At 68.8% G+C, this 22,162-nt stretch carries 23 protein-coding genes; 10 read left to right on the top strand and 13 right to left on the bottom strand.

Annotated elements, in window-relative coordinates; translation table 11 throughout:
* The first annotated feature begins 1 nt into the window (after position 1).
* Positions 2-379: an NYN domain-containing protein gene (locus G6N30_RS11145; RefSeq protein ID WP_134052752.1), complete on the top strand. Its 378-nt coding sequence runs from the start codon at positions 2-4 to the stop codon at positions 377-379.
* A gap of 20 nt (positions 380-399) precedes the next feature.
* On the opposite strand, the gene G6N30_RS11150 is transcribed toward G6N30_RS11145, so the two are convergent.
* Positions 400-1,653 (bottom strand): cytochrome P450, encoded by a 1,254-nt coding sequence (locus tag G6N30_RS11150; protein WP_134052754.1) that lies wholly within the window; start codon positions 1,651-1,653, stop codon positions 400-402.
* Positions 1,654-1,691: 38 nt separating this feature from the next.
* On the opposite strand from G6N30_RS11150, the gene G6N30_RS11155 reads away from it, so the two are divergent.
* The gene (locus G6N30_RS11155) at positions 1,692-2,219 is read left to right on the top strand and encodes a TetR/AcrR family transcriptional regulator (RefSeq protein WP_134052756.1); all 528 of its coding nucleotides are present in this window, start codon (positions 1,692-1,694) and stop codon (positions 2,217-2,219) included.
* A gap of 12 nt (positions 2,220-2,231) precedes the next feature.
* Here the strand turns inward: G6N30_RS11155 and G6N30_RS11160 are convergent, their stop codons facing one another.
* On the bottom strand, positions 2,232-3,401 hold the full coding sequence (locus G6N30_RS11160; RefSeq protein ID WP_134052758.1) for a CaiB/BaiF CoA transferase family protein: 1,170 nt from the start codon (positions 3,399-3,401) through the stop codon (positions 2,232-2,234).
* Positions 3,402-3,504: 103 nt separating this feature from the next.
* Here G6N30_RS11160 and G6N30_RS11165 point away from each other — a divergent pair, with 103 nt between their 5' ends.
* The 4 genes from G6N30_RS11165 (at position 3,505) to G6N30_RS11180 (ending at position 7,419) form a co-directional block, all read left to right on the top strand.
* Complete coding sequence (locus tag G6N30_RS11165) at positions 3,505-4,665, top strand: phosphotransferase (RefSeq protein ID WP_134055161.1); 1,161 nt, start codon at positions 3,505-3,507, stop codon at positions 4,663-4,665.
* A gap of 88 nt (positions 4,666-4,753) precedes the next feature.
* A complete protein-coding gene (locus tag G6N30_RS11170) occupies positions 4,754-5,308 on the top strand; it encodes a TetR/AcrR family transcriptional regulator (RefSeq protein ID WP_134055163.1) in 555 nt (184 codons plus the stop codon).
* 186 nt (positions 5,309-5,494) lie between these two features.
* On the top strand, positions 5,495-6,991 hold the full coding sequence (locus G6N30_RS11175) for an aldehyde dehydrogenase family protein (protein WP_134052760.1): 1,497 nt from the start codon (positions 5,495-5,497) through the stop codon (positions 6,989-6,991).
* On the top strand, positions 6,988-7,419 hold the full coding sequence (locus G6N30_RS11180; protein WP_134052762.1) for a nuclear transport factor 2 family protein: 432 nt from the start codon (positions 6,988-6,990) through the stop codon (positions 7,417-7,419). The genes G6N30_RS11175 and G6N30_RS11180 overlap by 4 nt, the downstream gene beginning before the upstream one ends.
* Before the next feature lie 15 nt (positions 7,420-7,434).
* Here the strand turns inward: G6N30_RS11180 and rlmN are convergent, their stop codons facing one another.
* Complete coding sequence (gene rlmN, locus G6N30_RS11185; protein WP_134052764.1) at positions 7,435-8,544, bottom strand: dual-specificity RNA methyltransferase RlmN; 1,110 nt, start codon at positions 8,542-8,544, stop codon at positions 7,435-7,437.
* 13 nt (positions 8,545-8,557) lie between these two features.
* Positions 8,558-9,409 (bottom strand): LysR family transcriptional regulator, encoded by an 852-nt coding sequence (locus tag G6N30_RS11190; protein ID WP_134052766.1) that lies wholly within the window; start codon positions 9,407-9,409, stop codon positions 8,558-8,560.
* 154 nt (positions 9,410-9,563) lie between these two features.
* Between G6N30_RS11190 and G6N30_RS11195 the strand changes: the two genes are divergently transcribed.
* Positions 9,564-10,556 carry a DMT family transporter gene (locus G6N30_RS11195; protein WP_407664725.1) on the top strand — a complete coding sequence of 331 codons (993 nt, stop codon included), beginning with the start codon at positions 9,564-9,566 and terminating at the stop codon, positions 10,554-10,556.
* On the opposite strand, the gene G6N30_RS11200 is transcribed toward G6N30_RS11195, so the two are convergent.
* The 4 genes from G6N30_RS11200 to G6N30_RS11215 all read right to left on the bottom strand — a co-directional run bounded on the left by G6N30_RS11200 (position 10,447) and on the right by G6N30_RS11215 (position 13,501).
* The gene (locus G6N30_RS11200; RefSeq protein ID WP_134052768.1) at positions 10,447-11,301 is read right to left on the bottom strand and encodes a phosphatidate cytidylyltransferase; all 855 of its coding nucleotides are present in this window, start codon (positions 11,299-11,301) and stop codon (positions 10,447-10,449) included. The two genes, G6N30_RS11195 and G6N30_RS11200, sit on opposite strands and share 110 nt — an antisense overlap.
* 26 nt (positions 11,302-11,327) lie before the next feature.
* Positions 11,328-11,885 (bottom strand): ribosome recycling factor, encoded by a 558-nt coding sequence (gene frr / locus G6N30_RS11205; RefSeq protein WP_134052770.1) that lies wholly within the window; start codon positions 11,883-11,885, stop codon positions 11,328-11,330.
* Positions 11,886-11,931: 46 nt separating this feature from the next.
* Entirely contained in the window at positions 11,932-12,690 is a 759-nt protein-coding gene (pyrH, locus tag G6N30_RS11210) for a UMP kinase (RefSeq protein ID WP_134052772.1), read from the bottom strand.
* Between the two features lie 130 nt (positions 12,691-12,820).
* The gene (locus G6N30_RS11215; protein ID WP_134052774.1) at positions 12,821-13,501 is read right to left on the bottom strand and encodes a class I SAM-dependent methyltransferase; all 681 of its coding nucleotides are present in this window, start codon (positions 13,499-13,501) and stop codon (positions 12,821-12,823) included.
* A gap of 37 nt (positions 13,502-13,538) precedes the next feature.
* Here G6N30_RS11215 and G6N30_RS11220 point away from each other — a divergent pair, with 37 nt between their 5' ends.
* Genes G6N30_RS11220 through G6N30_RS11230 form a run of 3 tightly spaced genes read left to right on the top strand, consistent with a single transcriptional unit; the run spans position 13,539 to position 16,080 of the window.
* A complete protein-coding gene (locus G6N30_RS11220; protein ID WP_134052776.1) occupies positions 13,539-13,973 on the top strand; it encodes a MarR family winged helix-turn-helix transcriptional regulator in 435 nt (144 codons plus the stop codon).
* Positions 13,974-13,984: 11 nt separating this feature from the next.
* On the top strand, positions 13,985-14,950 hold the full coding sequence (locus G6N30_RS11225; protein ID WP_134052778.1) for a 2-hydroxyacid dehydrogenase: 966 nt from the start codon (positions 13,985-13,987) through the stop codon (positions 14,948-14,950).
* A complete protein-coding gene (locus G6N30_RS11230) occupies positions 14,947-16,080 on the top strand; it encodes a glycerate kinase (RefSeq protein ID WP_134052780.1) in 1,134 nt (377 codons plus the stop codon). The genes G6N30_RS11225 and G6N30_RS11230 overlap by 4 nt, the downstream gene beginning before the upstream one ends.
* Positions 16,081-16,108: 28 nt before the next feature.
* Here the strand turns inward: G6N30_RS11230 and G6N30_RS11235 are convergent, their stop codons facing one another.
* The 5 genes from G6N30_RS11235 to G6N30_RS11255 are packed head-to-tail and all read right to left on the bottom strand — an operon-like array spanning position 16,109 to position 22,131.
* On the bottom strand, positions 16,109-18,124 hold the full coding sequence (locus tag G6N30_RS11235; RefSeq protein WP_134052782.1) for a primary-amine oxidase: 2,016 nt from the start codon (positions 18,122-18,124) through the stop codon (positions 16,109-16,111).
* A gap of 7 nt (positions 18,125-18,131) precedes the next feature.
* The gene (locus G6N30_RS11240; RefSeq protein WP_134052784.1) at positions 18,132-19,652 is read right to left on the bottom strand and encodes an APC family permease; all 1,521 of its coding nucleotides are present in this window, start codon (positions 19,650-19,652) and stop codon (positions 18,132-18,134) included.
* 15 nt (positions 19,653-19,667) lie between these two features.
* Positions 19,668-20,390, bottom strand: coding sequence for an ABC transporter ATP-binding protein (locus tag G6N30_RS11245; RefSeq protein ID WP_134052786.1), 723 nt, complete (start codon positions 20,388-20,390; stop codon positions 19,668-19,670).
* Between the two features lie 2 nt (positions 20,391-20,392).
* Complete coding sequence (locus G6N30_RS11250; protein ID WP_134052788.1) at positions 20,393-20,959, bottom strand: ABC transporter permease; 567 nt, start codon at positions 20,957-20,959, stop codon at positions 20,393-20,395.
* The gene (locus tag G6N30_RS11255; RefSeq protein ID WP_134052790.1) at positions 20,959-22,131 is read right to left on the bottom strand and encodes an ABC transporter permease; all 1,173 of its coding nucleotides are present in this window, start codon (positions 22,129-22,131) and stop codon (positions 20,959-20,961) included. Before G6N30_RS11255 ends, G6N30_RS11250 begins: the two co-directional genes overlap by 1 nt.
* Between the last annotated feature and the right edge of the window lie 31 nt (positions 22,132-22,162).

Below are 22,162 nucleotides of genomic sequence, written 5' to 3' on the forward strand. Positions count from 1 at the left end.
GGTGCGGTGGATCGTCGACGGCATGAACGTGATCGGCTCCCGCCCGGACGGGTGGTGGCGTGATCGCCGCGGCGCGATGGGCCGTCTCGTCGTTGCGCTCGAGGAGTGGGCGCGTACCGAATCCGCCGAGGTGACGGTGGTGTTCGAGAAGCCGCTGTCGCCACCGTTGACCTCCGACACCGTCACCGTCACCAATGCGCCGGCCTCCGCGCCGAACTCGGCCGACGACGAGATCGTCCGCCTGGTGCACGCGGCCGATGATCCGGGTGAGATCCGCGTCGCGACGTCGGACCGCACGCTGATCGAGCGGGTGCGCGCCGCCGGCGCGTCGACCTATCCCGCCGATCGCCTCCGAAACGACATCGATCCCGGGTCGTGATCCGGCATGGTTCCCCCGGCTCAGCGGACGACGGCCGGAAGGCGTTTGACGCCATGGACGAACGTGCTGTGGAGCAGGTCGGGCTCACCGAACTCGATGTCGTTCAGTCGCGTCAGCAGCTCCCGGAACAGTTGCCGCAGTTCGGTTTTGGCCAGCTGATGGCCCAGACAGAAGTGCGGTCCGCCGCCGCCGAAGCCCAGATGCGGGTTCGGTGACCGGCTCAGGTCGAAGACCTGGGGATCGGTGAACACCGCCTCGTCGCGGTTCGCCGAGCAGTAGAACAGCCCCACCTTGTCGCCCGCGCTGACGGGCGCGCCGTTGATCTCGGTGTCGGCGGTGGCGAACCGCGCGAACTGCAGGACCGGGGTCGACCACCGAATGAATTCCTCGATCGCGGTGCCGATCCGGCCGTCGAAGTCCGCGGTCAGCCACTCCCGCTGGGCGCGATGGTGCCAGAGCGCCAGCATCGCGTGCGTGGTCGTCTGCTTGGTGGTGTCGTTGCCTGCCGAGGCCAGCAGGATGAGGAACGCGCCGATCTCCTCGTCGGTCAACCGTTTCCCGTCGACCTCGGCGTTGACGATGCTGGTCATCAGGTCGTCACCGGGGTGGCTGCGCCGGAATCTGGCGAGTTCTACCCCGGTGGCGGACAGCAGCATGATCTCGTTGACCGTGTCGGCCGCGCGCTCCTCGAGCGTGCTGTACTCGTCGTCGCTCATCGAGAACAGCTTCTCGGCGGCGTTGGCCACGGCGGGCTGGTCGGCCGCGGGCACGCCGAGCATCTCCATGATGGTCAGCATCGGCAACCGCGCCGAACACGCCGCCACGAAATCGATTTCACCGGCTCCGACGAGGTCGTCGACCACCGCGACCGCGTTGTCGTGGATCTGTTGTTCGATCCGCCGGACATTGCGCGGGGTGAACGCCGAGCTGATGAGTCGCCGGTACACGGTGTGTTCGGGTGGGTCCATCGTCAGGAAGAACGACGCGAAGCGCTGCACTTCCGCCGGCATCGGGTCGAGCGCCACCCCCTGCGCGGAGGTGAACAGTTCGGGATGCTGGCTGACGAACACGATGTCGGCGCGCCGGGTGACCGCCCAGAACCCCTCTTCCTCCATCGGGAACAGCGACGACAGCGGGCGATGCCAGCTCAGCCCGCCGGCCGCACGCAACTGCGCGAACACCGCGTCGCGGCGGGGGAACGGCTGCTGCCAGAACGACGCCGAGGTGATGTCGACCGAGCTGAACTCACGGGCCGCCGCTGATGGGGACGTCACCGAATCAGCGTGACAGTTGACGCAAAATTTGTAAAGCTATGGCGGTGACCCCGGGGGCGCGCGACGAGAACACCACCCGTGAGCGGATCCTGGCCGCCACCGCAGAGGTGCTCGGCCGCAACGGGATGACGAAGCTCAGCCTGTCGCAGGTCGCCGCGCAGGCCAGGGTGTCGCGGCCCACGCTCTACCGCTGGTTCCCCTCGAAGCAGGATCTGCTGGCGGCCTTCGTGGTGTGGGAGCGCTCGATCTACGAGCGCGCGGTCGCCGCGGCCGCCGACGATCTGCCCGCCGGCGAACGCCTGGACGCCGCGTTGCGCATCATCGTGGAATACCAGCAGTCCTATCCGGGCCTGCGCATGGTCGACATCGAGCCCGCGCAGGTCATCGACCGCCTCTCTCACATCCTTCCGCGCATGCGTGATCGGTTGCAGCGCAACATGCCCGGCCCCGACGCCGCGGTGGCCGCGTCGACCGCGGTGCGCGTGGCGATCTCGCACTATCTCGTGCGCAGTGACGACGGCGACGATTTCCTCGCGCAGTTGCGCCACGCCGCCGGACTCACGTGACCGGGCGTCCGGTCAGGTGAGCCACGCCGCCTGCGGATCGGCCAGCACGTCATCGGTGTGTTCGCCGAGCCGCGGTGCCCCGGAGCGTGGCGCGCACGGCGTGCCGTGGAAGTCGGCGGGTGTGGCGACCATCGGAACGGCGCCGTCGCCGTCGGGCACGTAAACGGCTCCCCCTGCCTCGTGGAACTGGTCGTCGGAGACCACGTCCTCCAGTGAGTTGATCGGCGACCAGAACAGATCCGGTTCGGCCGCGAAGATCTCCGCCCACTCGGCCAGCGGCCGGGTGGCGAAGACGGCGTCGAGTTCGGCGATGAGTTCCCGTGCGTTGACCGCACGTGCTCGGCCCGTGGCGAACCGGTCGTCGGTGAGCCAGTCCTCGCGTTGCACGCTGCGGCACAGCGCCGGCCAGTGCCGCTCCCCCTCCAGGCCGACGATCCAGAACCGGCGTCCGTCGCGCGCGACGTAGTTGTTCATACACGGGTTGCCCATCGATTCGCGCTGACCGATCGCGATTTGCCGCCCGGTCAGCAGGAACGTGTTGAGGTCGAAACTGATCGTGTAGGCGCCCTGCCGGTAGAGCGACGTGGTCACCAGTTGGCCGGCTCCGGTGGTGGCCCGCGACACCAGCGCCGCGCACACCGCGGCCGCCAGCGTCATTCCCACCGAATGGTCCCCCATGCCGCCACGCTGGAACGGAGGGTCCTGACCGGGAGGGGTGAGCAGATGCGCCAGCCCGGCGCGCGCCCAGAACGCGGCCACGTCGTACGCCGCGCGGTCGGCGTCGGGTCCGGCCGTGCCGTATCCGGTGATGAGTCCGTAGACCAGCCGCGGGTTCCCGGCGGCGACGCTCTCGAAGTCCAGCCCGAGCCGGCGCAGCGCGGACGGCCGCACGTTGGTCACGAAAACGTCTGCGGTGCGCAGGAGTTCGCGCACGACGGCCTGCCCGGGCGCTGAGGTCAGATCCGCGACCACACTGCGTTTGGACCGGTTGTCCATCTCGAACGGCGGGTTCACCTCGTCGCCGAGTCCGAGCATCCGCCCGAACGTCCGCGCCGGGTCACCGGACGGCGGCTCGACCTTGATCACGTCCGCACCCCAGTCGGCGAGGATTCCGCCGGTGGCGGGCGCGGCGACCCAAACGCCCAGCTCGACGACCTTGACACCGTCCAGTGGTCCGGACATCGGCACTCCCCTTTGACGTACGACGAAACTGGTTTACAGTCTGAAGCTCATTTGTAAACCGCCCCGAGTATGGTGGCCCAAGGAGGCTCTCACGGTGACGAACATGTTCGGTATACCGGCACGCGCCGCGTGGGCCGTCAACCGGGCGACACTGGCCGTGGGCCTGACCGCACACCTCGGCCGCGGGGTGCAGCGCGTGGTGACCGACGCCGTCCTGCGGGGCGCGCGACGGTTCCCCCGCGCGGTCGGCGACCTCGACGCGCCGACGCTGGGCCGCCTGATGAATGCCGCCGTCGCCTCGGTGTCGGTGATCGGCGGCGACGCAGGCACTTCGTCGCGGGCGCGGCTGGCGCTCACGGGTGAGAACGTCCCCGAGACGGTGTTCGTCAAACTGCCCGCGGAGACCGCCGGGACGCGGCTCATGGGTGAACTCGGCCGGCTCGGCGACACCGAGGTGCGCTTCTACCGGCAGCTGCGACCGGAGCTGAGCGGCGCGCCCACCGCGTACGGGTCGGCGTTCGACCCGGTCACCGGCCGGTTCGTCCTCATCCTGGAGGATCTGCCCGCCGAGGAGTGCCGGTTCCCCGACACCCTGCACCCGTTGCACCCCGACGAGGCGGCGCTCGTGGTGGAGCTCCTGGCACGTCTGCACGCGACGTTCTGGGGGCGGCTGGCGGCGCCCGGCGTGCGGGGCCCGCTCGACTGGGTGTATTCGCCGTCGGCCGACGACACCTCGATGCTCACCGGCCGCCTGCTCAAGATCTCGGCGCGCCGGATGGCCGAGCGCACCGACATACCGGTGCACGTGGGCCGTTTCATCGACGACAACTACCGGGCGGTGGCGCGGCTGATCGACGAGCCGCCGCACACGATCATGCACGGCGACGCCCACCCCGGAAACGTCTACTTCCGCAACGGCGCAGCCGGGCTTCTCGACTGGCAGGCGGTCCGCCGCGGACATCCGAGCCGCGAACTGTCCTACACATTGGTCACGAGCTTGACACCGGCCGACCGGCAGGAGTGCCAGCGCGAGCTGCTGGACACCTACCGCCGCGCGCTCGCCGCCCACGGCGGTCCCGAGCTCGACCGCGAGGACCTGTGGCAGCGGTACCGTCAGGCCGCGCTGTACGCCTATGTCGCCGCGCTCATCACCGCAGGGTTGGGCGGCCTGCAGCGAGACGACATCGCACGGGAGGGCCTGCGCCGCGGTGTGGCGGCGCTGGAGGACCTCGAGACGGTCGCGCTGCTGAAGAAATCGTTGTGATTCGCAGCGGACGGGCCTCGCGGATGACACGATGCGGCGTTACAGGCTCTACGATCTGTGGAACACCCCGTCACTCGAGGCCTTGGACGTGAACGAACCACTCACCGCCCGGCGCGACGCCGCCGAATTCGACGATTCGTCGACGCAGCACCGCATTCTGGCGGCCACCGCCGAGGTGCTCGCGCGGAGCGGTCAGACGAAACTGAGCCTGTCGGAGGTGGCGTTGCAGGCGGGTGTGTCGCGGCCGACGCTGTACCGCTGGTTCGCCTCCAAGCAGGAGCTGCTCGACGCGTTCGGACGATACGAGCGGATGATGTTCGACCAGGGCATCAGCAAGGCGACCCAGGGCCTGCGGGGAACCGAAAAGCTCGACGCCGCGCTGCGTTTCATCGTGTCCTATCAGCAGTCCTACTCTGGTGTCCGGCTGGTCGACATCGAACCCGAGGTGGTCATCGCGCAGTTGTCGCGCATCATTCCGCTGATGCGGGCGCGGCTGGAGAAACTCCTCTCCGGACCCAATGCGGCGGTCAAGGCCGCCACGGCCATTCGCGTCGCGGTGTGCCACTACATCGTGCGCAGTGACGACGGCGACGAATTCCTCGCTCAGTTGCGCCACGCGGTCGGCATCAGAAACCAGGACTAGTCGCCGTTCGGTCAATCCCCACCTCCCGCAAGCGAACTCGCCGGCCGAGTGGGGCGCCGCCGGGCGTGCGGCTCACACCGACCAGCGGCGGGGTCGACACCTCACGAGAATCGCCCCCTTGGAAAATGAGAACGGTATTTCCGCCAATCGCCTGACGCTTCGGGCGTTGTTTGTAACGCTAGGCACATGACGACTGTGGAGACCGAATCCGGCGTGCTCGCCGGTGACGAGCGGATGTTGATCGACGGCGAACTGCAGCTCACCAGCAGCGGCGCCACCTTCGAGGTGATCCACCCGGCCAGCGAGGAGGTGGCCGGGCAGGCCACCGACGGCACGGTCGACGACATGGGCCGGGCGGTGGCCGCCGCGCGCCGGGCATTCGACGAGACGGACTGGTCTCGCGATCTGGAGTTCCGCCACCACTGCCTGACCCAGCTGCACGAGGCGCTCGAGCGGAACAAGGAGCGGCTGCGCCGCATCCTGATCACCGAGGTCGGCTGCCCGGTGACAGTCAGCGGCAGCCAGATCGAGAGCCCCATCGAGGAGGTCAAGCACTGGGCCGACCACGGGAAGAACTTCGAGTACCTGGTCGACACCGGTGTGCACCCCACACAGCTGGGCCCGGCGCGGCGCAAGATCCATTACGAACCGGTCGGCGTGGTCGGCGCGATCACACCGTGGAACGTGCCGTTCTACCTCAACATCGCCGAGACCGTGCCCGCGCTGATGGCCGGTAACACCGTCGTCCTCAAACCCGCCCAGCTGACCCCGTGGTCGGGTAGCGAGTACGGCCGCATCGTCGCCGAGGAGACCGACATCCCGGCCGGCGTCTTCAACGTCGTGGTGTCCAATGCCAACGAGGTCGGGGCCGCACTGTCGGCCGACCCGCGCGTCGACATGATCACCTTCACCGGGTCCACCGCCACCGGGCGGGCGATCCTGGCCGCCGGCGCGCCGACGGTGAAGAAGACGCTGCTCGAACTTGGCGGCAAGTCGGCGCACATCGTCCTCGACGACGCCGACTTCAACGCATGCCTGCCGTTGGCGGCGATGATGGCGTGCGTGATGTCCGGCCAGTCCTGCATCCTGCCGAGCCGGATCCTGTTGCCGCGCAGCAGATATGAGGAGGGCCTCGAGATCCTCAAAACCATGATGGAAGGGTTCCCGGTCGGCGATCCGTGGACCCCGGGCAACATGCAGGGCCCCCAGATCAGCAAGACGCAGCGGCAGAAGGTGCTCGGTCTGATCCGCTCCGGGATCGACTCCGGCGCCCGCTTGGTCACCGGCGGCGGCGTTCCCGAGAATCTGCCCGTCGGCTACTACACCCAGCCCACGCTGCTGGCCGACGTCGATCCCGATTCCCAGGTGGCCCAGGACGAGATCTTCGGGCCCGTGCTGACCGTCACCCCGTACGACACCGACGACGACGCCGTCGCGATCGCCAACAACACGATCTACGGGCTGTCCGGTGAGGTGTCCAGCGGCGACGTGGACCGTGCGTTCGCGATCGCCACCCGGATGCGCACCGGCAACGTGACGATCAACGGCAAGAGCCATTTCGGCATCACCAGCCCGTTCGGCGGCACCAAACAATCGGGGCTCGGCTACCGCAACGGCGAAGAGGGCTACAAGGAGTACCTCGAGGCCAAGACGATCGGTATGCCGGACACGGCGGCGCCGTGAATCAGGCCGGAGTGAACGATCCGGCGGAGATCGCCGCGCTGCTGTATCGGTACGCCCGCGCGGTCGACACCAAGGACTGGGAGCTCTACCGGTCGGTCTTCACCGACGACGCGCACATCGACTACTCGTCGGCGGGGGCGATCGTCGGCGGTCGCGACGAGGTGGTCGACTGGTTCGCCGCGAACTTCGGGGTGCTGCCGTGGACCATGCACTACATTACTAACATCGAGATCCTCGAGAGTGCCGGCGACACCGCGCGGGTGCGGGCGATGTTCTACAACCCCATGCAGCTGCCCGGGATGTCGGACATCAGCTCCTGCGGCGGCTACTACCACCACGAGGTGGTGCGCACCGCCGACGGCTGGCGCAGCCGACGCCTGCGCGAGGAGAACGTCTGGTTCACCAACGCACCGGCGCGCACCGGCTGACGGGCCCCGCGCCGATCAGCCTTCGGCGGCCAATTGCCCACAGGCGGCGGCGATTTCGCGGCCGCGGGTGTCACGCACCGTGCAGGACACGCCGCGTTCGCGCACGCGCCGGACGAATTCGCGCTCGACCGGCTTGGGGCTCGCATCCCACTCGCTGCCCGGCGTCGGGTTGAGCGGGATGAGGTTGACGTGCACGAGCGGGCCGAGCGCTCCGTGCAGGCGCTTGCCGAGCAGGTCCGCGCGCCACGGCTGGTCGTTGACGTCGCGGATCAGCGCGTACTCGACGGACACCCGGCGACCGGTGACGTCGGCGTAATAGCGTGCGGCGTCGAGTGCTTCGCTGACCTTCCAGCGGTTGTTGACCGGAACCAGCGTGTCGCGCAGTTCGTCGTCGGGGGCGTGCAACGACAGCGCCAGCGTGACGTTGAGCCGTTCGTCGGCGAGTTTGCGGATCGCCGGCGCCAACCCGACCGTCGACACCGTGACCGACCGCGCCGAGATGCCGAACCCGTTCGGTGACGGCGCGACGATGCGACGCACCGCGGCGACCACCCGGTTGTAGTTGGCCAGCGGTTCGCCCATCCCCATGAAGACGATGTTCGACAGCCGTCCGTCCCGGGCGATCCCCTCCCCGTCACGGTCGCGCAGCTCGGCGGCGGCCGCGCGCACCTGCTCGAGGATCTCGGCGGTCGACAGGTTGCGCATCAGCCCGCCCTGTCCGGTGGCGCAGAACGGGCACGCCATACCGCAACCCGCCTGCGAGGAGATGCAGACGGTGTTGCGGTCGGTGTAGCGCATGAGCACCGATTCGAAGTTCGCTCCATCGTGGGCGCGCCACAACGTCTTTCGCGTCTCACCCGCATCGCATTCGACGGCCCGCACGATCGACAGGAGGTCGGGGAACAGCGCCTCGGCCGTCTGTGCGCGTACCGCGGCGGGCAGGTCGGTCATCAGCTCGGGATCGGCGATGAGGCGACCGAAATACTGGTTGGCCAGCTGCTTGGCGCGGAACGCAGGCATGCCGAGTTCCGCCACCGCCGCCGCGCGCCCGTCGTCGTCGAGGTCGGCGAAGTGCCGCGGCGGCATTCCCCGTCGCGGTGCGTCGAAGACCAGGTTCTGTTTCATCGTCCGTCCAGTATCAGGTTTGGTCGGTCAATACGTCGCGTACCGCCTGCTCGACGGCGGCCAGGATCTCCCGCTCGACGCCGTGACGGCCCCGCACGAACACCGAGGCGCGGCTGGTGGGCGGCAGTCCCTCAGCCAGGCACAGGCCGTCGGGCAGCCGTCCGATCATCGGCAGCAGCGCGACCCCGAGCCCCGATCGCACCGCCGCCAGCAGGCCGGACAGGTCCGAGCTCTCGGCCGCGATGCGGTAGGCCAGCCCGAGACGGTCGAGTGCGACGAACGTGGGCTCGCGCAGCGTGCACGGCTCGGAGTACATGACCACCGGAAGCGGGTCGGTGGCCGACGCCGCGAAGCTGCGCGCGGAGATCCACTTCAGCGGAACCATGCCGGACGCGTGGGCCGGATCGAGACCCGAACCGTCGAGCATCACCGCCAGGTCCAGTGTTCCGTGTTCGATGCCGTCGGCGAGCATGACGTTGCGGTCGAGGCGGAACCGTAACCGCCAGTCGGGCAGCCGCTCCCCCAGCGCCGCGGTCAGGCCGGGCAGCATCACGTCGGCGCCGTGTTCGGTGGCGCCGATCAGCAGCACACGTTCTTCGGCGGCACCCAGATCGCTCAGCGCGGCGTCGTGCGCGGCCAGGATCGTGCGGGCGTGGGCGAGCACGCGGTAGCCCAGCTCGGTGAAGGCGACTCCGCGGCCCGAACGCTCGACGATCGGCGCGCCGACCACCGCTTCGATACGCCGGACATGCTGGCTGACCGCCGACTGCGTGAGGTGCAGGACCGCGGCCGCGCGGTGAAATCCACCACAGTCGGCGACCGCCACGACGCTGCGCAGCGGCGCGATGTCGAGCACCTGAGCCATGCCGTCACCGTACTCCGATCAGCACTGACGATCAAAAAGCGCGCATACGAGCCGCACTTCTGTCAGGGCCCCCGTAACCGATCACTCACAGCGATCGATCGCGATCGCCGTTATTCGTTGGACCGCGCCGTGCCGGACGCCGACCATGGCACCCATGGCACCCATGACGCCCATCCGGATGCCGCTGCGTACCGCGTCGGCCGTGACCGTCACCTACGCGCTCGGCTACCCGATCGGCAACCTCGCCGTGCACGCGATGACGCCGATGGCCGTCCTGGCATTCCGCTTCGGGCTGGCGTCGATGATCCTCGGCGTGTGGGCGGCCGTCAGCAGGGTGGGGTTCCCGACCGGCCGCAAGCTGGGCCACGTCGCCGTCACCGCACTGCTCATGCAGGCCGTGCAGTTCTGCGCGCTGTACTACGCCATCCAGAAGGGCGCCCCCGCGGTGCTGTGCGCGGTCGTCATCGCGATCAACCCAGTCGCGACCGCACTGCTGGCCGCCGGCTTCCTGCGGGACCGCCTGCACGCCGGCCGCATCGTCGCGCTGGTGCTGGGCGTCGCGGCGGTGCTCGCCGCGTGCGCGAGCCGGCTGGTCGACGAACACGGCGTCGACCCGGTCGTGCTGCTCCTGCTCGTCGCGCTGCTCGGCCTGTCCGCGGGTGGGGTCTACCAGCAGCGCTTCTGCGCCGACGTCGACTTCCGCGCCTCCAGCGCCGTGCAGAACGCGGTGGCGTTCCTGCCCGCGCTGGCGTTGACGCTGACCACGCCCTTCGAGGTGCACGACACCACGAGGGCCGCGTTCGCCGTGGCCGGCGTCGTCCTGCTGAACGCCACCCTCGGCCTGTCGCTCTACGTCCGGGCCATCAACCTGCACGGCGCGTCGGCGGTCGCGATGCTGTTCTGCGTCATCCCCGCCGTCGCGGGCGTGATGAGTTGGTTCATGCTCGGCGAGCGCATCGACGTCGGCATCGGCATCGGGTTGGTGCTGGGCGCATTGGCCTGCTGGCTCAACGCCCGGACGTCACGGCGCCGGAGCGTCACGCCAGCAGCGTCAACACGATCCAGGTCGCCACAGCTGACGGCAGCATCCCGTCCATCCGGTCCATCATCCCGCCGTGGCCCGGCAGCAGATTGCTCATGTCCTTGATGCCGAGGTCGCGCTTGAACTGCGACTCGATCAGATCGCCGAGTGTTCCGGTGATCACGAGCATCAGCCCGAGCGCGACGCCGGCCCACCACGGCTTGTCCAGCAGGTAGACCACCGCGAGTACCGAGGCGGTCCCACCGAACAACAGCGAACCGGCCAGGCCCTCCCACGACTTCTTCGGGCTGATCGCCGGCGCCATCGTGTGCTTGCCGAACAGCACGCCGGCCACGTAGCCGCCGATGTCGGAGAACACCACGCCCAGCATCAGGCAGAACACCCGGTTGGCCCCGTCGTCCGGGTAGATCAGCAGCGCACCGAAACTCGCGAACAGCGGAACCCAGGTCGCCAGGAACACCGCGGCGGCGATGTCGCGGGAGTAGTTCTGCGGGGCGTGGTTGAGACCCTGTCCCACGAGTCGCCAGATCATGCAGACGACGACGGTCGCCGCGAAGCCGCCGAGCGCTCCGGCGGGCCCGAACGGCCACGTCAACCAGAGCGTCGCCTGACCGCCGACGAGCAGCGGGATCATCGGCATCCGGTAGCCGGCCTCGGTCAGCCGCTGGCACACCTCGTAGGTGCTGACGGCCACGGCCGCCGCGACCAGCGCCAGCCACAGGTACGGCGCGAACAACAGGATGGCGATGAGGCCGCCGCCGAGCGCCACCCCCACGGCGATCGCGGCGGGGAGGTTGCGCCCGGCACGCGACGACTTCTTCGGAGGCTCGTCGACCGGGGTTTCTGACACGGGATCCGCTTGCTGCTGGAAGGCCACTAGACCTCCAGCAACTCACCCTCTTTGTGCTTCACCAGATCGTCGATCTGGCTGGTGTAGGTGTGGGTGGTCTTGTCGAGGTCCTTCTCCGCGCGGCTGACCTCGTCCTCGCCGGCCTCGCCGTCCTTCTTGATGCGCGCCAGTTCCTCCATCGCCTTGCGGCGGATGTTGCGCACCGACACCTTGGCATCCTCACCCTTGGCCTTGGCCTGCTTGACCAGGTCGCGGCGGCGTTCCTCGGTCAACTGCGGGATGGACACGCGGATGATGTTGCCGTCGTTGGTGGGGTTGACCCCGAGGTCGGAGTTGCGGATCGCGTCCTCGATATTGCGGAGCTGGCTGGCCTCATAAGGCTTGATCACCACCATGCGCGCCTCGGGGACGTTGATGCTCGACAGCTGGGTGATCGGGGTGGAGGCGCCGTAGTAGTCGACGTTGATCCGCGAGAACATGCCGGGGTTGGCGCGGCCGGTGCGGATCGACGCGAGGTCGTCGCGCGCCACCGACACCGCCTTCTCCATCTTCTCCTCGGCATCGAAGAGGGTTTCGTCGATCACTGTCTGTTCTCCCGTCGCTACGTTCGCCCGGCGCCGCCGCACCCGTTCAGGTGGTGACCAGTGTTCCGATCTTCTCACCCGCGACCGCGCGGGCGATATTGCCGTCGACGAGCAGGTTGAAGACGAGGATCGGCATGCCGTTGTCCATGCACAGTGAGAACGCCGTCGCATCGGCCACCGCCAGCCCCCGATCGATGACCTCACGGTGGGTGATGGCCGTGAGCAACTCGGCATTCGGTTCCTTGCGGGGGTCTGCGGTGTAGACGCCGTCGACGGCCTTGGCCATCAACACGACCTCCGCGCCGATCTCCAGCGCCCGCTGGGCGGCGGTGGTGTCGGTGGAGAAGTACGGCAGCCCCATACCGGCGCCGAAGATCACGACACGGCCCTTCTCGAGGTGGCGGACCGCCCGCAGCGGGATGTAGGGCTCGGCGACCTGGCCCATCGTGATGGCCGTCTGCACGCGGGTGTCGATACCTTCCTTCTCCAGGAAGTCCTGCAGCGCCAGGCTGTTCATCACCGTGCCGAGCATGCCCATGTAGTCGCTGCGCGTCCGTTCCATCCCGCGCTGCTGCAGCTGGGCGCCGCGGAAGAAGTTCCCGCCGCCGATGACGACGGCGACCTGAACACCGCTGCGCACGACCTCGGCGATCTGGCGCGCCACGAGGTGCACGACGTCGGGATCGAGGCCGACCGCCCCGCCACCGAACATCTCACCGCCCAGTTTGAGCAGCACTCGCGTGTACAGCGGCCGGATCTCGCCGACTGTCGCGCCGGCGCCGTGGGTGTTGTTCGGCTCCGACATCGGTCTTGCGGCCTCCTCGCTACGACGTACCGGGCGCTCCCCCAGGTGGCACACCCATCCTGCCTCATGCGGGGTCGCCGATGTGGCCGGGGCGGATGAATTCGCCCCGGCGACCGGTCGGCCGTGGTGGTCAGCCGAGGTGGGCGGAAAGCAGCCAGGCCGGCACCGACTTGCGCCCGTTCGGCTCGTCACGGATGTCGGTGAACCCCATCCCGGCCCCCTCGGCGACCTGCGGCGGGAAGTTGGCGTGGATGCGCGCGGGCCGGACCTCGTCGATCTGCCAGAACTTCCCGACCACGTCGCGCAGTTCGTCCTGCGTCACCGGGTTCGCCGGCCCCATCGACGGCACCCCGGCCGCGTCGAAGACCAGCACGAAGTAGCTCGCGCCGGGGGCCGCCGCGCGCACGATCGAACGCTGGTAGCCCTCGCGCAGTTCGACCGGCATGGAGTGGAACAGTGTGCTGTCGACGATCGTGCCGAACCGGCCGTCGTATCCGGTGAAGTCGCTGATGTCGGCGACCTCGAAGGTCGCGTTGGTCAGGCCGCGGCGGGCCGCCTCGGCCCGGGCCAGCTCGATGCCGGTGGGCGCCAGGTCGAGCCCGACGGTGGTGAACCCACGCTCGGCGAGGTACAGCGCCGTCGCCGCCTCTCCACAACCGGCGTCGAGCACGTCGCCGTGGAACCTGCCCGCGTCGATCAACGCCGCGATCTCGGGCTGCGGCTCGCCGATGCTCCAGGGCGGGCGCACCCCCTCGAATTCCGGGGCGTCGCCGCGGTAGGCCGATTCGAACATCTCTGCGGGATTGGTCATACACCCGTTGATATCAATCTGATTGATACATGTCAATATGCTTGATATGACGGATCCGCTCGAGGACCAGCCACTCGGCTTCCTGCTGTACCGGGTGGCCAACGCGCTGCGCGGTGACGTGTCCTCCTCCGTGCTCGAGCCGCTGGGGCTGAGTTTCCCGCAGTACATCTGCCTGCGGATGCTGTCGCGGCGCCCGGGCCGCTCCAACGCCGAGCTGGCGCGGGACACCGGCGTCTCCCCGCAGGCGATGAACATGGTCGTGCGGGCGCTGCAGGAGCGCGGCCTGGTCGACCGCCCCGACTCCGTCGCCTCCGGCCGGTCGCTGCCCGCGGAACTGACCGACCGCGGCCGGCAACTGTTGGCGCGCACCGACTCCGGGGTACGCGCCGCGGAGCGCCGGCTGATGACCGACCTCACCGACGCCCAGCGACGCGAGTTCAAGCGGATCCTCGTCGCGCTGGGATCTGACTAGAGTCTGGCGTCATGACGACACCGGCCGGGCATGTGTACGTGTCGCGGCTGCTCACCGACGGCGCCATGGCACGGCTGCGGGCGCTGGGCCTGCCCCTGCGCATCGGTGACGACAACCCACCCACGCGCGAGGCCCTGGCGGCCGGCATGGCCGGTGCCGCCGCGGCGGTGGTGACGCTGACCGAACGGGTGGACGCCGACCTGCTCGCCACCGCCGGCGACGGCCTGGCCGTGGTCGCCAACGTGGCCGTCGGCTACGACAACATCGACGTCGCGGCCGCCCGCGCCGCAGGCGTGACGGTCACCAACACCCCCGGCGTGCTCGACAACGCCACCGCCGACCACACGTTCGCGCTGATCCTCGCCGTGACGCGGCGGGTGGTGGACGGCGACCGGTTCCTGCGTTCGCGCGAACCGTGGATCTGGGGGCCCCGCATGCTGATCGGCCTCGACGTCAGCGCAGGGGCGACGCTGGGCATCATCGGCTACGGCCGCATCGGCAGGGCGGTCGCCCGGCGCGCCCGCGCCTTCGACATGACGGTGCTGGCCAGCACACGCAGCCGCACCTCCGGCGACGAGGACGGCGTCCGGTTCGTCGACACCGGCACCCTGCTGGCCGACAGCGACGTGGTGTGCGTGCTGACCCCGCTCACCCCGCAGACCCGCCACCTCATCGACGCCGCGGCGCTCGCCCGCATGAAACCGACCGCCTACCTGGTCAACACCGCGCGCGGCGGCGTCGTCGACGAGACGGCGCTGATCGACGCGCTCACCGCCGGGCGTATCGGTGGCGCGGCGCTGGATGTGTTCGAGAATGAACCCCATGTCAACCCCGCGCTGCTCGATGTCCCCAACCTGGTCCTCACCCCGCACATCGCCAGTGCCGGTGAGGCGACCCGCGATGCCATGGGCATCCTGGCCGTCGACAACGTCGCGGCCGTCCTGTCCGGCCGGCCCGCGCTGACCCCGGTCCGATGAAGATCGTGCTCGCGCCGGACTCGTTCAAGGAGTCCATGACCGCAGCCGAGGCCATCTCCGCCATGCGCGACGGGGTGCACGCCGCGATGCCGGACGCCGAATGCGTCGGGGTCCCGATGGCCGACGGCGGTGAGGGCACCGTCGACGCCGTGGTGGACGCGCTCGACGGGGAACGGGTCACCGTCGAGGTGGCCGACGCGCTGGGCCGACCGGTGCGTGCCACCTACGGCTATGTCGCCGCGCGGCGGCTGGCGGTGATCGAGATGGCCGCCGCGGCGGGGCTGGAGCTGATCGCCCCAACGGAGCGGGACGTGTTGCGCGCCAGCACGTTCGGTGTCGGCCAGCTGATCTCCCACGCGCTGGACCGCGGCGCCGCCGAGTTCCTCGTCGGGCTCGGCGGGTCGGCCACCAACGACGGCGGGGCAGGCATGCTGACCGCGCTGGGGATCGGGTTGTTCGACGCCGCCGGCGCCCCGCTGCCACCGGGTGGGGCGGCGCTCGCCGAACTCGAGCGCATCGACGTGACCGGGCTCGACCCGCGGGTGGCGGGCGTGCGCATCCAATTGGCCTGTGACGTCACCGCTCCCCTGCTGGGCCCCGGCGGTGCCAGCGCGGTGTTCGGCCCGCAGAAGGGCGCGACACCCGCCGACGTGGTTCGGTTGGAGGCCGCGCTGAGCCGCTTCGCCGCGGTCGCCGATGCCACGCAGGCGGACACACCGGGTGCGGGGGCCGCGGGTGGACTGGGTTTCGCACTGCTCGAATTCCTCGGCGCCACAAGCCGTCCCGGCGTGGAGGTCGTGGCCGAGACGGTGGGTCTGGAACAGGCGCTGCAGGGTGCGTCGTGGGTGTTCACCGGTGAGGGCGGTGTCGACGCGCAGACCCTGATGGGCAAGACCCCGTTCGGCGTCGCGCAGGTGGCGGCCCGCACCGGGGCGCGGGTGGTCATCTTCGCCGGCCGCGTCGGCGACGACGCGTCGGTGCTGCTCGACCACGGCGTCGACGAGATCGTGGGCATCACCGCACCAGGCACACCGTTGGCCGAGGCGCTGCGCACCGGACCGCAGTCACTGGCCCGCGCCGCCGAGGACTTCCTTCGCCGAGCAGACACAGAATCGCGTGGAAACGCCTGATCCCACGCGATTCTGCGTCTGCTCGCGGTTACGACTCCCGTGCGACGTCGGCGACGGGCAGACCGGCGTGGTGTGAGTGGCACGCCTTCGGCGGTGACGGCGGCAGATCCAGCGCGGGGTTGCCGTCGAAGAAGCCGACCGGCTTGAGGTGGAAACCGGTGTAGGCACACGGCATCACCGGCCAGTCCTCCGGTCGCACCACGTGGTGGGCGCCGACGGTGTACCAGAGCACGACGTCGGTGTCCTCCAGCGGCGCGTCGTCGGCGATGTACTCCGGCAGACCCTGCACATCCGCTGACTGGTACATGTAGTCGCCCGCGGCGTACAGCTCGGCGGGGTCGTACTTGGTCACCCACAGGTTGTGCTGGACGAACCGCGCCCGGTCGTAGATGTGGGAACCCTCCTGCACCATCACCGGCACGACGTCCTTCGGGGTCAGTTTGTAGGCCACCGCACTGCCGAGTTCGTTGCGCTTCGACGGGTTGGCGACCTTCCAGTACCTGCCGGTCGACCAGTCCCAGTCACGGGCTCCCTCGGCCTCCGAGGCGACCAGCGTGTCGCGGGTGATCCACGCATTGTGGTGCGGGTTGAGCGCGGGATCCGGCTCGGGGATCGAATCCACCTCGTACACACTGTTCCCCGGGCCGTCGATGCTCATGTCCAGCCGGAAGTTGAAGAAGTGCTGATGGTTCGGGCCGTAGATGCCCGGCGCCACCATCTTGCCCCAGCGGGGCTCCTCACCGGGCTCGATGGCGCCGGTGGTCAGCACCCCCGACAGTTTGACCTCGACCTCCATGGAGGCGTCGTTGTAGAAGTACCAGAAGAACCCGTACTCGTAGTTCCCGACGGTGCAGATCATCGAGATGACCAGCCGCCGCGACCGACGCACCTCGACCTCGCCGGTGCGGAAGTCGGTGTGCTTCCAGGAAATCCCGTAGTCCTCCTCGTGCATGCAGATGGCGTTCGGGATCGTCACCGCGTTGCCCGCCGAATCGTTGACGGTCCCGTCGAAGTAGAAGATCTCCCCGAGACAGTCGCAGCCGAGGGTCAACGGGTTGGCCGAGAACCCCATACCGACCTCGCCCATGTCGAAGACGTTCTTGTTCCAGTGCGTCGGCGAGGTGTCGCCGTAGGGCACCACCATCTCCGACAGCGACGCGCGGTACACGATCGGCCGGGTCTCGCCGCGGTCGGTGTAGGTGATCTCGTGCAGCACAATGCCTTCGCGGGGATTGAAGCCCACCCGCATCGACCACTTCTGCCACTGCACTCGCCACCCGTCGACGGTGAAACTCGGGCCGTCGGGCTGGGTGATCTCGATCGGTTTGACGTCGTCGCGGAACTCGGTGAACGCCGGTCGGTTGTTCGGGTCGAACATGAACTTCTCGCTGTAGTTGCCCGCGGTGGGCGGTAGCGGCACCACCCCGTGGTCCTCGACGTCGACCACCTTCATGGCGTCGAGGTCCATCGTGACGATCAGACCCTCGACGGGCCGGGCGTATCCGTGTTCCGACGGGGCGGCCCGCATGAACGTCAGCGGACGGCAGATCAGCGGTGAGTTGTCGTAGTGGTCCTGCTGCCCGTAGTAGCCGGCCGGCCAGGGGTCGATCATCGCCAGGTCGAAGTCGGTGACGCCGCGCTTGCGCATCGCCTCCTGCCAGCGGGGGTCCTGCCGCACCACCTCTTCGACACCGGTCATGTGCTCGACGAGGTAGGACGGGAAGCGGCCGGGTATCGACTTCCACGAGTCGATGACGCGGGCCCCGAGGTCGACGATCGCCTCGTGGACCAGTTTGGCCGCGCCGTCGTACATGGTGGCGAACGCCCGGCGGGAGACGCCGTCGACGCCCTCGAACGTCAGCTCGGGGGTCTTTGCCGGCTCGGCGAGGGATATCATGACGAATTTCAGTGTGGGCGTTGCGTATTCGGAGTCCGTGATGATCGCCGCGGCGGCCTCGATCTCCGCGCCGGTGAGCGGGTCGAGCGGATAAGCCACCGAGCCGTCGGTGGCGTGTTCCTGGAGGACATTGCTGTTGACGGTCATATGGGTGTCAACCCCTTTCCGGGTCGGGCGATTCGGTGTTGTTGAGGTCGAGAACCGCCAGATGGGCCAACGCGTCTTCCTGGTTGACCTTCCGGGCCGCGCGGCGGCCGAAGTAGTACACGACGGCGCCGAGGACGAACATGGCCACCGAGATGCCCCCGACCCAGCTCATCCAGGTGCCCTCGGGCACGTCGATCCAGGGCTCGGCGAACGAGTAGTAGATGCCCGCACAGGTGGCCAGGCACCCGATCACGACCACCGTCCACACCGCGGCCATACCGCCGGGGATGCGCCAGAAGTCCTCGCTCGCATAACGGTCCGCGTACCTGCGGCGTGCGATCACCAGCGGGATGAAGAAGAAGAATCCGGAGATCAGCCACACCACGCTCAACCCGCCCTGCAGGTAGACCGTCACGTTGGCCATGCTGCTCTGTGAGTAGAGCGCCACGATGATCAGCGACGACAACGTGCCCTGGACCAGGACGGCGGTGACGGGGTTGCGGGTGCGGGGATTGAGGTGGGTGAAGATCCGCGGCAGGTGGCGCTCCAGACCGGACACGAAGATGAGCCGTGAGTACGCCACCTGATAGGTGACCAGGGCGACGAAGACGATGACGGCCAACAGGATCGCGGCGATCTCCATCAGTCCGGGGAAGCCCGACACGTCGAGGTTGCCCACGACGCCGGTGACCGGATCGATCTCCTCGGCCGGCAGCACCATGATCGTGCCGAGCGTGGTGAGCAGGTAGATGCCGACCAGCGCGGCCGAACCCCACCCGATCATCTTGGTGGCGCTGCGCTTGACCGAGAGGAACTCCGCGCCCATGTTGAACGGGGTCTCCACGCCCACGAGGTACAGCAGCACAGTGCCGTAGAGGAATCCCGCGACGGCGAAGTTGGGCACCAACGCCTCCGAGGCGCTGAACGGTGTGGCCGGCCCGCCGTTGCGCACGGTGAACAGCACGGCGCAGACGAAGATCGTCACGGTGAGCGCGGCGTACACCACGAAGGTGACGTTCATGATCTTCTGATTCGCGGCAAGTCTGACCAGCGCCATGCCGATGACCGTCCACAGGATCACCAGCTGCAGGATGATCGACAGGGTCAGCCCGAGCTCGGCGTGGAAGGCCAACAGGACCAGCTGCAGCACGATCGCCGGCGAGCTGGCGGCGTTGAGGATGACGGGCACCCAGGACAGGTAGCCGCCCAGGAACGACATCTTCTCGCCCATCGTGCGGTACGCCCAGATGTAGACGCCGCCCTGTCCGGGCCACAGGTTGCCCAGCTCGGCGACCGCCAGCGCGGCGGGCACCAGGAACGTCAAGATGCCCAGCACCCACATGGGGATGGCGTTCCAGCCGCCACCGGCCATGATGGACGAGCCGGGAATCCAGCAGATGATGAAGACGTACGTCGCGGTGAGGCCGAACGTGCCCAGCACTTTCGGCAGGACCTGCTCGGGTACGAGTTCGGTGGTGAGAAGCGCGTCGCGCTGGTGGGGCGGCGTCGCCTCGAGTTCCGCGGTCATCAGGGCCCTCCAGGGTCAATGGACGATGTGTCCGTCTTTCATTCGGACGACACGGCTCGCTTCGTCGGCCACCGTGGGATCGTGGGTGCTCGCGACGACCGTGACGCCGAGCGTCGAACACAGGTCGCGCAGCATGCGCACCACCGTCTCCCCCGTGCGGTGGTCGAGATTGGCGGTCGGCTCATCGGCGAGGACGAGCGTCGGGTTGCTGATCAACGAGCGCGCGATCGCGGTGCGCTGTTGTTCGCCCCCGGACATCTTGGTCGGTTGATGGTGGATGCGGTGGCCGAGGCCGACGAGTTCGAGTAGTTCGATCGCTCTGGCGCGCAACGCTTTGCGATCGTAGGGCTCGAACATCAGCGGCAGCTCGACGTTCTCGACCGCCGACAGGAACGGGATGAGGTTGTAGCTCTGAAAGATGAAGCCGATCGTGTCGTGGCGCAGGGCGGCGAACTGGCTCTCGGTCAGGGTGCGGGTGTCGCGACCGGCGACCGTCACCGAACCCTTCGTCGGCCGGTCGAGCCCGCCGATGATGTTGAGCAGCGTGGATTTCCCGCTACCACTGGGGCCCATCAGGCAGACGAACTCACCGGGCATGATCGTCAGATCGGCGGCGACGAGCGCGCGCACGACCTCGTCGCCGAGCTTGTGCAGTTTCCACACGTCGGCGATCTCGATGACCGGCTGTTGCGGTGGAGTGGCCGCGTCGTTGTCGTGGCGTTCTTCGATGGCGGTCATGTCTAGCCTCCTGCGGTCAGGGAGCGGATCGGGGGCCGCGACGCGGCCGTCCAGGTCGGGAGAATGCTGGTGGCCACTGCGGCGACGATGCTGACGCCGATCGCGATGGCGGCGCCCGCGAGCAATCCGCTCGTCGCGACGCCGCCGGCGGCCAGCCCCGTGATACCGAGCACCGTCCCGGTAAGCGCCGCGAGCGCGGCGCCCACCAGCGCACCGAGGACCGCGGCGATGACGGGTTCGACGAGCAGCGCCACGACCACCGGCAGGCGCGGAATCCCGTTGGCGGCCAAGACACCCAGCTCGCGGGTGCGGTGGGCGACGGTGCGGGTGGTCGCTACCGCCACCTCGACGACACCGACCAGCAGCACGCTGACGGCGATGAGGACGACGGCCCGGTTGAGCTCGCCGGCGTGGCCGAGTGACGCGGACCGCTCCCGGATGCCCTCGGACATGCCGAACACGATCACCACCAGGAATGCCCCGGTCGCCGTGGTCACGACGGGCAGCACCATCTCGCGGATGCGGCGACGCGCCGACAGCCACCCGTAGGACAGACCTCTGCGCACCACTAGCGGGCTCCCAGCAGATCGACCGGACGTTGTTGCAGCAGCCGGTGGACGGGTACGAGTGCGCCGACGATGGCCATCGCGGGGATGAACGCGGCGACCATCCCCGCGGCCTGGGCCCAGGCCACGGGTGTCGCGATTCCGGGAATCACCAGTGCCACAGCAACCCCCGCGCCGAGTACGCCGACGAGGTAGGCGGCGATGAACACGAGCGCGGATTCGACGAGGAAGAAGTACAGCACCTCGTCGGCGAGCCCGATGCTCGACATGATGCCGAATTCGCGTTTGCGTTCGGCGACCGCGGCGAGGAACGACGACAGCGCGATCACGAACCCGAGGGCCAGTCCGATGGTCGAGATCAGGCCGAGGGTCGAACTGGTCACCTTGCCGGAGAACAGCGCGGAGAACTTCTGCTCGAACGACAGCGGGCCGGTGCCGCCGACGGTGTCGTAGATGAGGCCGCCCCCGTGTGGATCCGGGGCGAGCGACGGATCGGCTGTCGACTCCAGCCCGGTGGCCGCGCTCAACTGCTGGGCGAGGTCGCGGCGGTTCTCCTGCCCGGCAGGGGCGTTCACCGTCCACCAGCCGTGGTCGCCCACCACGGCGCCGGCGACCGAGGTGGACACCGTGACCGACTGTCCGGGTCCGGCCACGTCGGCGACGAGGTCCCGCCCGCCGACGTCGACGTGGTCGCCGGGACCCACGCCGAGGCGATCGGCCAGCGCGGAGCCGAAAGCCGCTTGCCCTGAGGGTGTCTCGTCAGATCCGCGCAGTGACACCGGGACACCGTCGACCTCCGCACGACCTGACAGGATGCGGGTCGCGGACCATCCGGCGGGGACGTCGATCTCGGGGGCGGCGCCGTCGGCGATCATCGCCTGGGCGTCGGGGTCGTAGTGCACCCCGGCGGCCGGCACCACCCACAGGTGCGCCTCGCCGAGCACGTCGGTGACCGAATCAGCCCCGGTGATCGCGAAACTCGACGAAATCGTGCGCACCACCGTCACACAGGCGATGGCGAGCGCGATGCCGAGCACCGACAGCACGAACCGCTCGGGCCGCCGTCGGATGTTGGCCAGCGCGAACCGGACGAGACACCCGAAGGTGTTCCCGGAAGCCGACGCGATCCCCGGCGAGCGAGTAAGCGCTGCGTTGTTGACCTGACTGGTCTCCACAAGCAGCGATGGTGGGATCGAGTTGTTTCAC

It is taken from the genome of Mycolicibacterium litorale (assembly GCF_010731695.1).
Classification (GTDB): Bacteria; Actinomycetota; Actinomycetes; order Mycobacteriales; family Mycobacteriaceae; genus Mycobacterium; species Mycobacterium litorale.